At 36.9% G+C, this 14,976-nt stretch carries 12 protein-coding genes; 2 read left to right on the forward strand and 10 right to left on the reverse strand.

The window, feature by feature from the left end; translation table 11 throughout:
- The first annotated feature begins 94 nt into the window (after positions 1 to 94).
- A complete protein-coding gene (locus C7N65_RS03030) occupies positions 95 to 2,704 on the forward strand; it encodes a YfhO family protein (RefSeq protein ID WP_105992988.1) in 2,610 nt (869 codons plus the stop codon).
- Between the two features lie 198 nt (positions 2,705 to 2,902).
- Positions 2,903 to 4,540 (forward strand): hypothetical protein, encoded by a 1,638-nt coding sequence (locus C7N65_RS03035; protein WP_105992989.1) that lies wholly within the window; start codon positions 2,903 to 2,905, stop codon positions 4,538 to 4,540.
- Positions 4,541 to 4,636: 96 nt separating this feature from the next.
- Here C7N65_RS03035 and C7N65_RS03040 read toward each other — a convergent pair whose 3' ends face one another.
- The 10 genes from C7N65_RS03040 to smc form a co-directional block, all read right to left on the reverse strand.
- Positions 4,637 to 5,476, reverse strand: coding sequence for a metallophosphoesterase family protein (locus C7N65_RS03040; protein ID WP_105992990.1), 840 nt, complete (start codon positions 5,474 to 5,476; stop codon positions 4,637 to 4,639).
- 191 nt (positions 5,477 to 5,667) lie between these two features.
- The gene (locus C7N65_RS03045) at positions 5,668 to 5,988 is read right to left on the reverse strand and encodes a YxeA family protein (protein ID WP_105992991.1); all 321 of its coding nucleotides are present in this window, start codon (positions 5,986 to 5,988) and stop codon (positions 5,668 to 5,670) included.
- Positions 5,989 to 6,214: 226 nt separating this feature from the next.
- The gene (gene rplS / locus C7N65_RS03050) at positions 6,215 to 6,565 is read right to left on the reverse strand and encodes a 50S ribosomal protein L19 (protein WP_105992992.1); all 351 of its coding nucleotides are present in this window, start codon (positions 6,563 to 6,565) and stop codon (positions 6,215 to 6,217) included.
- A 104-nt stretch (positions 6,566 to 6,669) separates the two neighbouring features.
- Entirely contained in the window at positions 6,670 to 7,407 is a 738-nt protein-coding gene (trmD, locus tag C7N65_RS03055; protein WP_105992993.1) for a tRNA (guanosine(37)-N1)-methyltransferase TrmD, read from the reverse strand.
- Positions 7,404 to 7,907, reverse strand: a complete 504-nt coding sequence (gene rimM / locus C7N65_RS03060) for a ribosome maturation factor RimM (RefSeq protein WP_105992994.1) — start codon at positions 7,905 to 7,907, stop codon at positions 7,404 to 7,406. Before rimM ends, trmD begins: the two co-directional genes overlap by 4 nt.
- Before the next feature lie 115 nt (positions 7,908 to 8,022).
- Positions 8,023 to 8,301 carry a 30S ribosomal protein S16 gene (gene rpsP / locus C7N65_RS03065; protein WP_105992995.1) on the reverse strand — a complete coding sequence of 93 codons (279 nt, stop codon included), beginning with the start codon at positions 8,299 to 8,301 and terminating at the stop codon, positions 8,023 to 8,025.
- Between the two features lie 162 nt (positions 8,302 to 8,463).
- A complete protein-coding gene (gene ffh, locus C7N65_RS03070; RefSeq protein WP_105992996.1) occupies positions 8,464 to 9,831 on the reverse strand; it encodes a signal recognition particle protein in 1,368 nt (455 codons plus the stop codon).
- A 13-nt stretch (positions 9,832 to 9,844) separates the two neighbouring features.
- A complete protein-coding gene (locus C7N65_RS03075; protein WP_105992997.1) occupies positions 9,845 to 10,177 on the reverse strand; it encodes a putative DNA-binding protein in 333 nt (110 codons plus the stop codon).
- Complete coding sequence (gene ftsY / locus C7N65_RS03080; protein ID WP_105992998.1) at positions 10,164 to 11,408, reverse strand: signal recognition particle-docking protein FtsY; 1,245 nt, start codon at positions 11,406 to 11,408, stop codon at positions 10,164 to 10,166. The genes C7N65_RS03075 and ftsY overlap by 14 nt, the downstream gene beginning before the upstream one ends.
- Positions 11,405 to 14,974 carry a chromosome segregation protein SMC gene (gene smc, locus C7N65_RS03085; protein ID WP_105992999.1) on the reverse strand — a complete coding sequence of 1,190 codons (3,570 nt, stop codon included), beginning with the start codon at positions 14,972 to 14,974 and terminating at the stop codon, positions 11,405 to 11,407. Before smc ends, ftsY begins: the two co-directional genes overlap by 4 nt.
- Positions 14,975 to 14,976: the final 2 nt, after the last annotated feature.

Genomic DNA, 14,976 nt, shown 5'->3' on the forward strand with positions numbered 1-14,976 from the left:
TTTCCTTATCAAGTTACTGCTAAAATTAAAGAGGGTATATAGAGTACATTAATAATGTTCAATATATGTATTTTTAATTCAGGAGAGACAGACAATGAGATCAAACATAAAGCAAAATTTCATACGTTTTCTTAAAATCGCCGGCACAGCTGCAGTGATGATGTTGATAATCTTTTATCCGGCACTTCGTGCTTACATGAAGCATCAGATTGTATTCAGCGGTGTTGGAGACGGCTTCAGACAAATGATGCCGTTTCAAAAATATCTTTATCAGCATGTGACGCACTTTGCCAGTTTCTATGATATCTCATTCGGTTTAGGCGGAGACTATATTACCGATTTAGCGTATTACTATTCCACTTCACCGCTCACGTATCTGAACTTTTTCTTTGTGTGGTTAGGTGAACATCTCTTACATATGAATCCAAGCAGTATAGAATTTTGGCCAGGCAACCAATTATTATTTGCGATAGTCAAAGCTATTTTGACATTTATCGCAGCGTACTATATGATGCGCTATTTCAAATTACAACGTTATACTGCTTTAATCGGTACGATTTTGTACACTGCATCTAACGTTATGCTGTATTTCAATTTTACTTGGTCATTTTACGGAGATGTACTCATTTATCTTCCAATCACCTTGCTCGGTGTTGAAAAATTATTCAGAGAACGACGTGCGGGCTGGTTGATTGTCGGCTTAGCCTTAACATTGATTTCAAACTTTTACTTCAGTTACTATGAAGCGATTATTATCGGCGGTTATCTCATTTACAGAACGCTCTTCCAATATAAAGAGGATATTTTAACTAAGACACAAAAAATATACATTACAGCAATAACATTCATTTTAAGTCTGATGATTTCAAGCTATGGTTTTTATACAGGTGTCAGTTCGTTTTTACACAATGACAGAAAACAAAATCCATTGCTGGAATTTCCGTTCTTCGTAGATTTATTGAACACACAAAAGCAGACTTTTTTATCAGGGTTCCATATTATACTTTCAATACTTGTAATCATAGCCCTGCTGCAATTTAAATTGTATCGCCATTATTACTACCGTTTGTTTGCGATTATCACTTGGATCTTTATCTTAGGTTCATTTACCAACGCATTCGACAGTTTCTTTAACGGCTTTTCAATTCCGCAGCGCAGATGGGTGTATATTCTTACCATGGCCGCAGCTCTTTTAGTCGCACTCATGATTCAGCATATTTCAGAGATGTCGCTTGTTTCACTGATTGTTGCTTGTATTCCAGCTTTCGGTGTTTTATATTTCTCTTCTCGCTTTGCTAAAGGAGATTGGGACTGGTGGATCAGTACAGTGCTGATTATCATTGTATTAGCTGTCATAATAGTGATGTTTAAAGGCAAAACAAACCGCTGGCTCAAAATCAGCTTAGTCCTGCTTATCTTGCTTCAGCAATATTGGCAGCTGAAAGAATATAAGCACAATACACTCTCAGAATATGAAACTGATATTGCTCAAGTTACCAAACATGATTATTTCAGCCAGCCGTTGAACAAGAAAATCAAAGCGCTGCAAGCCCAAAACAAGGATGATTTAATGCGTATTGACTATATGAGCGGTTATGGACTGAACTCGCCTTTCATTTACGACTATAACGGCATTTCACTCTATTCAAGTATCTTTGATGGTGAAATCTTGAAGTACTATGACAAAACTATGCAAATCAATATGCCTGTCGATAAAAACAGTACTTACCGTTTATTTAACAATCGTGCAAATTTAATGGCACTTTGGGATGTGACGGATCGTTTCAAAATGGAATCTGATAAGAATATGCCTTACGGCTTTGAGCAGCAAGACAAGATTAAAGATAAAGATGCGACATTTATTCATTCACATAATCAAATCGATTATCCTGCCGCACATATTACCAACAACACATTTAATATGGATCAATTGAAATCACCTTTAGATAAAGAACAAGCCATGTTAACTGGTGTGGTTTGGGAGCATCAAAAAGGTAATTCTGATTTTAAACCGAATCAAAATTTATTGTCTCAATCTCAAACTGATTTACGTGATGCCAAACAAGTGGATAGCAACCACATACAAGTGCAAAAAGATAAAGGCGGTGTCACATTATCATTGCCGCCTGCCCTAGCAAATCAGTATCAAGATATGTATGTAGAAATGGACGTTGAACGTATCTCTCCTTCAACAGAACATTATGTAAAATTAAACGAGTATAAACAAAAACGAAATGAACTTGATTATAAATACCGCAGATTTGTCTCACCGGTGACGATGAGAGTAAAAGCATCACCAAAATTAAAATTGCAATTGCCGAAAGGCAAATACCGTTTAAATATCAAAGGTATTTACGGTGAAGATTATGCAACTTTAAGAAATGCAAAAAAATCATTAACACCGGTTAAGGTTACAAAAGCAAAGGATGGTCTGCATATCAAAAAACCAAAAGCAGCCTCTGGAAATTTAGTATTGCCTACTGCTTATAGAAAAGGCTTATACGCAGTAATTGACGGTAAGCAGCAAGAAGTAAAACAAGGTAATGGTATTATGACTGTAATTAAAACAGAAAAAGGTCAAACAGATATTCATCTGAAATATCAACCGCCTTTATTCAAAACGTTAATCTTAATCTCTATTATTGGTTTGGTATTAAGTATTTTTTGGTGCAGACTCCTATCAAAACGCAAAATCAAATCATAAAAAAATTTTAGTACTGGTATGCAAAGTGAACCGCTTCTGCATACCAGTATTTTTTATATACACACTATTTTTACTAGTCGCTTGCATTTATTTTACTGAGTGCTTTAACAGTCTATGCAAACATTGCTCTGACTTTTATACTATTCTCATGAAATTTCAGAAAAAACAATAAAATTCAGAAAGGTTTGGTACAATACTGTGAAAGATGAAAATTATAAAGAAGAAAGCAAGCAACACCTATTAGAATTACTGCAGCAACTGACAACTGATGTATCCAACGATTCAGCACCTTCATTCAAAGAAAGCACTTGTACCTACGAAGCTCTGATGCAGCGCTATATAGATATGTTGTATTTAGCAGAAAAAGAAATCCTTCATTCTGCTTTAAAAAATCAACATTCTATATATACACTGACAAGATCCCAATATGATAAGCTGGTACATTTAAAACAATCCAAATTTTTGATGCCCTTCGGCAAAAACCGCTATTTCATCTCACACGAACTATTAAATTTCTATAATCAGCATTATCTTAATCATCAATTTGAAACCTTACCCGAATTGAACAGTTTTGCCAAAAAAACTATCCATCGATTAACAGAAACAGAAAAGCATTGCAGAAGTTATGAAACTAAAAGATTTAATGATTGTATAGCAGAAAATATAGATGCGAAAACACTCGAACATTTATGCAAGATAACACAGATTAATGATTATGAACGTCTCACACATGAAGAAAAATGTGCACGACTCGCACAAAAAATACTCAATGAGTTTGATTTGATCGAAAAGTTAATCAAAAATATTCCGCCGATACGTGTGCTCTTTTCATTGATGGTATTTGAAGATAGAAACAGTTATACAGGTGCAGAAGTACCTGGAAAGAATCGTGCGTTGTTTTTCCTTTTCAGTAATCCTGAATATGATATTTTGTACTTGCCTATTGAATTATTTGAACAATTAAAACATTTTTTCAAAACAAATAACATAGATCCGATGGCCATCCTCATTCACACACTAAAAGATTTCACCGGCAAAGAACTGGAACCTCAGAAAGAAAAACAATGGATAACAGATCTGTGCCAAAATCGTTTGACTGACATAGAAACAGAAACATTATTAAATGTTTTAACTAAAGATTATGTATACGCTGAGATACTCGATAGAATGTACAATGAAGAAAAATCAAGTTTTTTCATTAACCTGATCAGTGTTTATGGTTTCTTGCCTTTATCCTTAGTCACAACCTTATACAACCGCTTCTTTGAAGCCGATGAAACTGCAACGTCAATTAAGGCTCTGATTTCTAAAGTTTACTTCAAATGCGAATATGCACTAGAACAAGGTTATTTAGCTAATGCGACAATACAAGAAGTCATTCCGGAATTGGATATGATATATGTCGATATTCCATACTATATACCTGAATCCCTTGAGGAGTTAGATACCGTTGCAAACAGTTACAATTATTTTGAAGAGACTGATTTCTTAAAGAGTTACGACTTTTTAATGATGAATGTAAATGTGACAGAAGATATGATTACAGATTGCTGCACTTATATAGAAGTTGCGGTTATCGAAGATTTCCTTCTGCCTCAAATCAAAATGCTGCCGAGAGAAGAAGACATTGAAGATTGCGTCAACCAATGGAAACTAGACGGACTCTTTAAAGGTATCCCTGCTAAATCTATTATCAAACACATTACCGTTATGTATAACACACTGAACCTTTGGTCACTTAGAGGCTATACTAGAAAAGCCTATCAAGCCCTACAAAAGCAAAACGGCACCGCTTCAAACCCTACTAATATCATTGACCTCGATGAATTTATCTAACTAAAACAAACACGTTCTCATCCTAGTTGAAAAGGAGAGAACGTGTTTGTTTTTTTAATCTATTGTTTAACAAGTATACTATTATTCAATCAGATTTTATGCTTCTGTTTCTTCTTTCACATCATCTTGGTCTTCTTCTGCCTCAATAATGTAAGTATTACGGTTGAGTTTATCATTCCATTCAATGATTCTCGCACCTCGTTTTAATTTACCATATGCATTATAACCTGTTACTCTGCCGTAATTTAATTGAATACCGTAATAATTAGATACAAAGTCATTATTATGATCGTGGCCGCAATATACACCGTTGATAGTTGTATTGTAATAAAGTTGGTACCATAACCCGCTATTTACGTGTGGTGGGCATACATCTTCGTTAAAGTTTCCGACATAGCCTTGTTGTGCCGCATCCGTATACTCAGGTAATGGCATATGCATAAATAGTTGGTCTGGCATTGTTCTGTTTTTAGCACGATTAACCAACCATTTTTGTTGTTCATAAGTCACAAAAGCATAACCGTCAAACGGTGCTCTTGCATAGTCGCCAGCATCAAGCATATAAATTCTGATGCCATTGTCTAAAGTATAGAAATAAGAGTAACAGTCATTATAAACTGCGCCGCCTTCACGTTTTACATGCATTACTGATTTATCAATGATTTCCCATAAACGCATTCTGTTATAATTTGATTCACTATCATGGTTACCTAAAGTCACCGCAAATGGTACTTTCAAACTATCGAAGAAGTCAATCACAGCTTTAAATGTTTCGAGTGCACCTTCTTCTTTACTCCAAATCAAATCACCTGTAATAACAATCACATCAGGTGTTTGTTCTTTCACCATTTTTTCAATCAGCTTGAATGTTTTCACATCTTCTTCCTTAAATGGCTGACTGCCGATATGTAAATCTGTTAGTTGCATGATTTTCATAGTTGTTCACTCCTAGTTGATGGTTTGTCGCATCATAAACAGATGTTCCAATTTCTTTTTAAATTATATTAAACCACTTGTATTGTGGCACATATTGAACGAAATGTATAGAAAAAAAGAACACTAATTTTGAACGCGTGACAAAAAAGCAGAGAGATGAAACATTTCGGCTTACTTTTTCATTGTCAGTTTTAATAAGACTGCTCTACTTGATACGGCAAAGATTTAACATAATGCATTTCTTTAACATATTTACCTTTATGAACAATCACCACATATTGCTTATTCGGATCAAAACCTAAGAAATCTAATTTATAAGGTACAAATTCACCGCATTTTGAGTAGGCTTGGATATTCTCATACCTTTGCGTGCCCTTGTCTACTTGTGCATATGAATATTCCATGCGCAAGAAAGGATTAAATCGATCTGTGAATTGATTTCTAACTGTAGTCACCGCAAATATACCGATGATAATTAACACACTTAAACTTAATATTATTACCTTCTTCATTCGACTTTCCAACTCCTTCTGGGTGTATTGAACTCTGATGTACAAAGTCATATAGACAGAATATTCAGATAAATAGTTGTACTACTCTGAATACTGCTTCCACTTAGTTTACTATATATCATTTTTATTTACTAATATTTATATATCATTACCTTTCTAAAAGAACAAAAAAGACTGTCCCTCACTAGGAACAGCCTGGTTTACTCGTATGTCTATCTGTCTAAAATTAGCGAATTTCTTTAATTCTAGTAGCTTTACCACGTAAGTTACGTAAGTAGTAAAGTTTAGCACGTCTAACTTTACCGCGACGAGTTACTTCGATTCTTTCAATTTTTGGAGTGTGTACAGGGAATGTACGTTCAACACCAACACCTGAAGAAATTTTACGAACTGTGAAAGTTTCTGAAACTCCGCCACCGCGGCGTTTGATTACTACACCTTCGAATACTTGGATACGTTCGCGAGTACCTTCGACGATACGTACGTGTACACGTACTGTGTCTCCGGCACGAAAGTTAGGTAAGTCTGTGCGTAATTGTGATTTAGTAACTGCTTCGATTAATTTGTGATTACTCATTATTTATTCTCTCCTTCAAACTATGTTCTTGCCTCGACAACAAAATAGCAGCGGACCATAGTGATTTTTCGTGCTTAGCACACTTAAATAATATTAGCATACTGCTATTTTGTTTTCAATTGGTTTTTGTAGTTTTCAAGTATTTTTTCATCTTCTGATGATAATGGATACTTTGTTAGTAAATCTGGTCTTTTGACAAATGTTCTGATCAGCTTTTGTTCGTGTCTCCAAGCATCGATTTTAGCGTGATTGCCTGATAATAACACATCAGGGACTGTCATCCCTTCGAATTCTCTTGGACGTGTATATTGCGGAAACTCTAATAAGCCGTCTGAGAAAGAGTCATCTTGGTGAGACTGCTCATTTCCAAGCACGCCTGGAATTAATCGTACAATCGCATCTGTCATGCTCATCGCAGGCAATTCCCCGCCAGTTAATACATAATCTCCGATGGAGATTTCGTCTGTGACTAAATGCTCTCTGATACGTTCATCATAGCCTTCATAATGACCGCAGATAAATACTAAATGTTCTGCTTGGCTTAATTCTTGCGCGACTGCTTGTGAGAAAGGTTTGCCTTGCGGACACATTAAAATTACACGTGTCTGTTCTGTTGTCTCAAGGTCTTTCATCGCATTAAATACAGGTTCTGGTTTCAATACCATCCCTTGACCGCCGCCGAACGGATAGTCATCAACTTGGTTATGCTTATTCACCGCATAATCTCTGAAGTTGACTGTATTCACTGATATGATTGACTTATCTTGTGCACGCTTTAAAATAGAATGATTCAGTACGCCATCAAACATTTCTGGAAACAGCGTTAAATAATCAATTTTCACTCGTCTAACATTCCTTCCAATGGCGTAATTTGAATACGGCGTCCAGATACATCTACATCTTGTACCACATCTGCAATATAGGGAATCAAGTATTCTTTATCGCCTTGAACTACCCATACATCATTAGCGCCGGTTTCAAAGATTTCTTTCACGCGACCAATCGGTGTATCACCATCAAAGACAGTGCAGCCGATAATATCGGAATAGTAATACTCATGTTCATCTAATTCAATGGCTTCGTGATCTCGTTCTTGTGTTAAGATATCACCTTTTAAATGCTCAATATCATTGATATTGTTAATACCTTCAAATGTAAGCATATGGAAGTCTTTATGTTTGCGGTAAGATGCCACAGTTAACTCAAGTGTGTCACCTTTATGATTGACTGTTAAAACTTCGCCAGGTTGAAAACGTGTTTCTGTAAAATCTGAATTAGATTTGACTCTAACTTCGCCTTTAATACCATGTGTATTTACAATTTTGCCGACTTCTACTTTCATATGCACTGGGCCTCCAATATGTGGTCTTGTGTTAAAAAACATTTCTACTTAATAATAACCCTAAGACAACTGTATTGTCTCAGGGTTATGTGATTAAAGCAACTTATTGCTTAACTTACTTAGAATGACGTTGTTCTTCGAATTTTTTCAAAATACCTTCTTTAGATAAGATATTGTGAACTGTGTCAGTTGGTTTCGCACCGTTAGTTAACCATTTAAGTGCTAACTCTTCGTCGATTTTAACTGTTTGAGATTTGTCTTTAGTTACCGGATCATAAGTTCCGATTTGTTCGATAATACGACCATCACGTGGCGCACGAGCATCAGCTGCTACGATACGGTAGAATGGATTTCTTTTTGAGCCTAAACGTGTTAAGCGGATTTTAACTGCCATGTATAATTCTCTCCTTTGAGTCTTTGTTTTCTTTTCTACAAGAAATAATAATAACAGGTATCAGAAACTTTGTAAAGAGGTTTCTCTTTACCATTTTTATTTTTTTATATATTTCGCGTAAAAAAAGTGCTGTGCGGATAGACACAACACTAATTTTACCTATTAGAACGGCAAATTCATGCCTTTCATCATATTTTCAATTTGACTGCGTTTGCCTTTTTTGCCTTTGCCTACGCCAGTAAATTGTTTCATCATTTTCTTCATGTCATTGAATTGTTTCATCAGACGATTGACTTCTTGAAGAGAACGGCCTGAACCTTTTGCGATACGTTTCTTACGGGATACGTTTAAGATTTCTGGTCTTTCGCGTTCAGCTAAAGTCATTGATTGGATAATTGCTTTAATATGATCGATTTGTTTTTCGCTCATATTCAGTTTATCCATACCCTTCATTTTGTTCATACCTGGAATCATTTTCATGATTTCATCTAGTGGACCAAGGTTTTTAACTTGATCAAGCTGTTCTAAGAAATCATCCAGCGTAAATGAAGCAGTACGCATTTTCTTTTCTAAGTCTTTTGCTTTTGACTCATCGACATCTTGCTGCGCTTTTTCAATTAAGCTCAGCACATCACCCATGCCTAAAATACGTGATGCCATACGTTCTGGATGGAAGAGTTCTAAGCCATCTAATTTCTCGCTCACACCGACAAATTTAATAGGTTTTTGTGTAACAGAACGAATTGAAAGTGCCGCACCACCGCGTGTATCACCATCAAGTTTTGTTAACGTAACACCTGTTACTTCTAATTGATCATCGAATGATTGTGCAACGTTGACCGCATCTTGACCAGTCATCGCATCTACAACCAGCATGATTTCGTTCGGCTTAGATATTTCTTTAACCTCTGCCAATTCATTCATCAATGTTTCATCGATATGCAGACGACCTGCTGTATCAATGATAACGAAGTCTAAATGTTCTTCTTTTGCATGTTTTAATGCATTTTCAACGATTTGTTGCGGCTTAACTTGATCGCCTTCACTGTATACAGGAATATCTAATTGCTTCCCTACAGTTTCTAATTGGTCAATCGCAGCCGGACGATAGATATCGGCCGCAACAAGTAATGGTTTTTTATTGTATTTCTTGCGCATTAACAAAGCAAGTTTACCTGCAGTTGTTGTTTTACCTGCACCTTGCAAACCTACCATCATTACAACTGTCGGCGGTTTATTCGCCATGTTGATTGTCGAATTTTCTCCACCCATTAATTTCGTCAATTCATCTTGTACAATTTTAATAACCTGTTGTCCAGGTGTTAATGATTGCATGACATCCGAACCTAATGCACGTTCAGAGACAGTTTTAATAAATGATTTAACGACTTTAAAGTTAACATCGGCTTCAAGCAATGCGAGACGTACTTCACGCATCATCGCTTTAATATCCGCTTCAGTCACTTTCCCTTTTCCTCGCATTTTCTGCATGGTCGCCTGCAAGCGATCGGATAATCCTTCAAATGCCATCCAAGTGACCTCCTTATTCTAATTCTTCTAGTTTCTCAATATATTGTTTCAAGGCATCCGGATCTTCAATAGATGCTTTCATTTGATTATAAATTTCACGACGTTGTTCAAACTTTGTATAAAGCTCTAATTTCGCTTCATAGTCTTCTACTAAATCACCAGTTCTTCTTATGTTATCATACACTGCTTGGCGACTCACATCAAAAGTATCCGCGATTTCGCTCAATGAATAATCTTCAAGATAAAATAATTCCAAATAATTACGTTGTTTCTTAGTAAGCAGGGATTGATAAAAATCAAACAAATAATTCATGCGCAGTGTCTTAACTAAATCATTTTTGCTCATCAGGTGTCTCACCATCATTTGTTTCATGATCATCCGCATGCTCTTCAACTGTTTCTTCAATCATATCCGCAAACAAGCCGTAAACGTAACTTTCTGGGTCGAACGGTTGTAAATCATCCAGCTGTTCGCCTAAACCAACGTATTTTACCGGTATATGCAATTCATTACGGATTGCTAAGACAATACCGCCTTTCGCTGTACCGTCAAGTTTTGTCAAGACAATACCTGTCACGTTTGTGACATCTTTAAAGTTGCGTGCTTGAGACAATGCGTTTTGTCCTGTTGTCGCATCTAAGCATAATAATACTTCATGCGGCGCGTCCGGTACTGCACGTCCGATAACACGTTTCATTTTCTCCAACTCATTCATTAAGTTGGCTTTGTTTTGCAGACGTCCTGCAGTATCGCAGATTAAAATGTCGACACCTTTATGTTTGGCCGCATTAATCGCATCATACATTACAGCTGCCGGATCTGAACCTTCGCTTTGGCTGATGACATCCACATCTACGCGTTCGCCCCATACTTTCAATTGATTAATCGCACCGGCTCTGAATGTGTCGCCTGCTGCTAACATTACTTTCTTGCCTTCTGCTTTATAACGATGTGCTAATTTACCGATTGTTGTTGTTTTGCCGACACCATTCACACCTACCATTAAGATAACGTTTAAACGGCCGTCTTCAATATTCATAAGTTCTGAGTGGTCATCATCTTGCTGATAGATTTCAACGATTTTTTCTACGATAACTTCTTTTAAGTCTGCAGTTTCTTTAATGTTGCGGCGTTGTGCTTCTGTACGCAATTCATCTACCAGTTCCATTACCGTATTGAAACCGACATCGGCTGTGATTAACATTTCTTCTAAAGCTTCGAAGAAGTCTTCATCTACTGTACGGTAACGTGCAATCAAATTGTTCAGCTGTTCTTGGAAGTTTTCACGTGATTTTTCCAAACCTTGTCTGAACTTCGCACCCAATTTTTGAGATTCGATTTCTTCAAATTCTTCAATCGAAATTAAGCCGTCATCGAAATCAAAATCGTCTTTTGTTTCTTCTTTCGGCTGTGCTTCAGGCAATGTAGAGCGCTGCTCGGTTTTTTCAGAAGAAACGGTCTCTTCTTCTTTCTTTTCATCTTCAGATTGCTCTACGTCTTGCAGTTCTTCTAAGTCTTTTTTTTCTTCTGAGGGTTTGCCTGCAAACTTGTCTTTTAGTCGTTTAAAAAAGCTCATTCTTGTTCCTCCTTCAACACTTCATCAATTGTATTTAAATTCACACTTACAAGTTTAGATACGCCGGATTCTTGCATCGTAATACCATATAAACGATCAGCTGCTTCCATTGTGCCTTTGCGGTGAGTAATCACAATAAATTGTGTTTTCTCAGATAACTGTCTTAAATAATTCACATAACGAATCACATTAGCTTCATCTAGTGCTGCCTCTACCTCATCTAGTATAACAAATGGAGCTGATCGCACTTTTAATAATGCAAAAAGCAATGCAATGGCACTTAAAGCACGTTCTCCCCCGCTGAGTAATGAAAGGTGCTGCAGCTTCTTGCCTGGGGGTTGTACAATAATATCCACACCGGCAGTCAAATAATCATCATCCGTTAATTTTAATTCTGCATAACCGCCGCCGAATAACGATTTGAACACTTCTGAGAAATAACCTTGTACCGCATGGAACGTTGTTTTAAAGCGCTCCATAACCGCTTGGTCCATTTCTAGAATAATTTGTTCTAATGTCGCTTTGGCCTCTCTTAAATCTGTACGCTGTTCATCTAAGAATGTGAAACGTTCATTCACTTCTTCGAACTGCTGAATCGCATTTAAATTCACAGGCCCCAGTTCTTCAATCGACATTTTCGTCAATTTCACCTTTTGACGCAATGCATCAATCGGCTCATCTTGTTCATACATGTCTTTCGCTGCTTCGAATGTTAAATGATAATCATCGGTTAAATGATCGATACAATGTGAGATTAACACATCAAGCTTCGATTGTTCTGCTTTAATATCTTGATAGCTGTTTTCTATAGATAAGATATCACGATGTGCTTCTTGAAGCTTGCTGTCGAAGTCATCAATCGATGCATTGATTTCTTGTCGGTCTGTTTTCAAAGTATTCAACTTTTCGCTTAAAGCTTCTTTTTCTTCTTGCTTAGCTTTGATATCTTTTTGAATCGTTTCGAAAGCTTTCTGTCCTGTCACTTCATCCGAATTGAACAATGCAATATCTTCTTCTAGTTTTTCTTGCTGCTGCTGATTTTGCGTGATTTGATTAGCAAGACGTTCTAATGCTTGGCGTTGTGTTTTGCTGCGTTCTTTGAGTACTGCCAAATCAGATTGTTTTTGATGCAATTGCTGCTGTAATTGAGCCGAGTTGGCTTTTCCTTCTTTAGACAATTGCGTTAAATTTTCAATTTGCTGTTCTAAAGCTTGCAGTTTCTTTGCGATTTCTTGTTTTTCTTGTTCTTTGGTTTCTAGCGTTTCGCGGCTGGTCGCACTTTGATAGCCGTCATTCTTCTCAAATTCAAACTCTTCATGTTCATTTTTGAGATGTGCTTCGCTTTTACGCAAACGATCGAGTTCCAGCGATAAATCATGCATTTCTTGTTTCGCTGTATTATAGCTTTTGCTGATATGCAGGTAATTTTCGCTCAATTCATTCGCATGTGCTTTCGCTTTTTGAACTTCTTGTTCGAATTGTGCGGTTTGCTGCTCATAGTCTTTTAATTGCGCTCTTAATTGTGTCAGTTCATCACGTTGTGCCAATATACTCTTCGTTTGACGCTGCCCGCCGCCTGTCATAGAACCGCCTGGATTGACGATATCTCCTTCTAACGTCACGATACGTGTACGATAGCGAATGGCTTGTGCAAGGTCATTGGCATGTTTCAAATCATCTACAATAATCGTATTGCCGAGTAAATTATAGATAATATTGTTATATTGCTGATCAACTTGAATCAAGTCAGCCGCAATACCCATAAAGCCGGCTGCTTGTTGTGCAGTATGCATAATATCTGAGCTTAAACGTCTCGGTTGAATGACATTCAACGGTAAGAACGTTGCACGTCCTAAACGATTTTGTTTTAAATACGCAATCGCTTGTCTGGCATCTTTTTCATTATCAACGATAATATGCTGCATAGATGCACCTAATGCTGTTTCAATCGCAGTCGTCAATTCCGACGGTACTTCGATAATTTCTGCCACTGCACCATGAATGCCTGATAATTGGCTGTCTTTTGCTTTTAAGATGTGTTTGACACCATTAAAGAAATACGTATAGTCTTCTTCCCGACTATTCAAACTCTCGATTTTCGCTTTCAGTTTATCTGTATAGCGATAGGCTTGATACAGTTTTTCTTCATCTGCATTTTGCTGATTTTTGCTTGTCGTTAATTCTGCTTCGCATGATTTCAACTGATTTTCCAGCTTTTCGAATGCTTGCTGCTTCTCTTGGTGCTGTTTAGATAACGTATTGATTTCTGATTGAATAGCTTTTAATTGATTGAAAGCTTCTAATAAGCGGCTGTCTAACCGATCTTGCTTCGCTTCGTTTTCTTCAATCGTACGCTGCAAGAAACGAATATCATTATTCACTTCTGATTGTGCTGACATTAAGTCATAGTAATCATTTTTAATTGCTTCTAATTCTTCTTCATGATCACCGTCAGCCACATACAACTGATCTTCGAGCTTTTTAATCTCAGCTGACAGTGCTTTTTGTTTTTCTTGAAGTGATTGTTTTTCTTCTTCAGCTTGTGCTTTTTCTTCAATCAGCTGGACTTCTTGTGCTTTTAACGCTTCTTGTTCTTCTTCATAGCGTGCGTTGGTTTGAGATTGGTTGCGTTTACGTTCTTCTAATACATTCAGCTGCCCTGATAGCTTTTCGGCTGCTTCTGTCGTTTGAACCAAATCATAGTTCAAGCGTTCAATCTCATCATTCTTTTGATTCAATTCAGCTTTATATTTGGATAAAGTACGTGAATAGCTGTTTTTATCCGCTTCTTTTTGTGCTTGCTGACTCTTTAATATATTTAAGCGTTCATCTGCTTTATGAATAGCTTCGCTGTAGTCATTAATATCATGAACAGTTACCAGCACATCGCTTTTCTTCATTTCTTGAGACAAGTGCTGGTATTCTTTAGCAATGGCTGCTTCTTCTCTTAAAGGTTCAACACGCCCTTCTAAATCATACAGAATATCCTCCACACGATTTAGGTTTTCTTCTGTTTGATCCAGCTTTTGAACCGAAGCTGCTTTACGCTTTTTATATTTCAAGACCCCTGCTGATTCTTCGATGATTTGACGTCGATCGACAGGTTTCGCATTTAATATTTCATCTACACGGCCTTGTGAGATAATACTGAAAGCCTCTTTTCCTAAACCTGAATCTAAGAAAAGATCAATAATATCTTTTAAGCGTGCACGGTCATTATTTAAATAATATGCACTTTCACCGCTGCGATACAATCTGCGTGTCACGATGATTTCATCTTGTTCGACATTCAGCTGATGGGCGTGATTATCTAGTTTTAATCGTACTTCTGCATAATTTTGAGCTTTACGATGTTCGGCACCGGAAAAAATAATATCTTCCATTTTAGAACCGCGCAGAGACTTAGCTGATTGTTCACCTAAGACCCATTTAATCGCATCGGTGATATTACTTTTGCCACTACCGTTTGGACCAACAATCGCCGTCACACCTTGATCAAAGTGGACTTCAGTGTGTTCTGCAAACGATTTGAATCCAAATGCATTAATTGATTTTAAATAAACCATAC

The sequence above is a fragment of the Staphylococcus simulans genome, assembly GCF_002994445.1.
Classification (GTDB): domain Bacteria; phylum Bacillota; class Bacilli; order Staphylococcales; family Staphylococcaceae; genus Staphylococcus; species Staphylococcus simulans_B.

Excerpts from the sequence above, each read along its gene's own strand:
- C7N65_RS03040 (WP_105992990.1), bottom strand. The coding sequence starts at position 5,476 with ATGAAAATCATGCAACTAACAGATTTACATATCGGCAGTCAGCCATTT.
- ftsY (WP_105992998.1), bottom strand. The coding sequence starts at position 11,408 with ATGAGCTTTTTTAAACGACTAAAAGACAAGTTTGCAGGCAAACCCTCA.
- C7N65_RS03030 (WP_105992988.1), top strand. The coding sequence starts at position 95 with ATGAGATCAAACATAAAGCAAAATTTCATACGTTTTCTTAAAATCGCC.
- rimM (WP_105992994.1), bottom strand. The coding sequence starts at position 7,907 with ATGAAAGTAGAAGTCGGCAAAATTGTAAATACACATGGTATTAAAGGC.
- rplS (WP_105992992.1), bottom strand. The coding sequence starts at position 6,565 with ATGAGTAATCACAAATTAATCGAAGCAGTTACTAAATCACAATTACGC.
- C7N65_RS03045 (WP_105992991.1), bottom strand. The coding sequence starts at position 5,988 with ATGAAGAAGGTAATAATATTAAGTTTAAGTGTGTTAATTATCATCGGT.
- C7N65_RS03075 (WP_105992997.1), bottom strand. The coding sequence starts at position 10,177 with ATGAGCAAAAATGATTTAGTTAAGACACTGCGCATGAATTATTTGTTT.
- rpsP (WP_105992995.1), bottom strand. The coding sequence starts at position 8,301 with ATGGCAGTTAAAATCCGCTTAACACGTTTAGGCTCAAAAAGAAATCCA.
- ffh (WP_105992996.1), bottom strand. The coding sequence starts at position 9,831 with ATGGCATTTGAAGGATTATCCGATCGCTTGCAGGCGACCATGCAGAAA.
- smc (WP_105992999.1), bottom strand. The coding sequence starts at position 14,974 with ATGGTTTATTTAAAATCAATTAATGCATTTGGATTCAAATCGTTTGCA.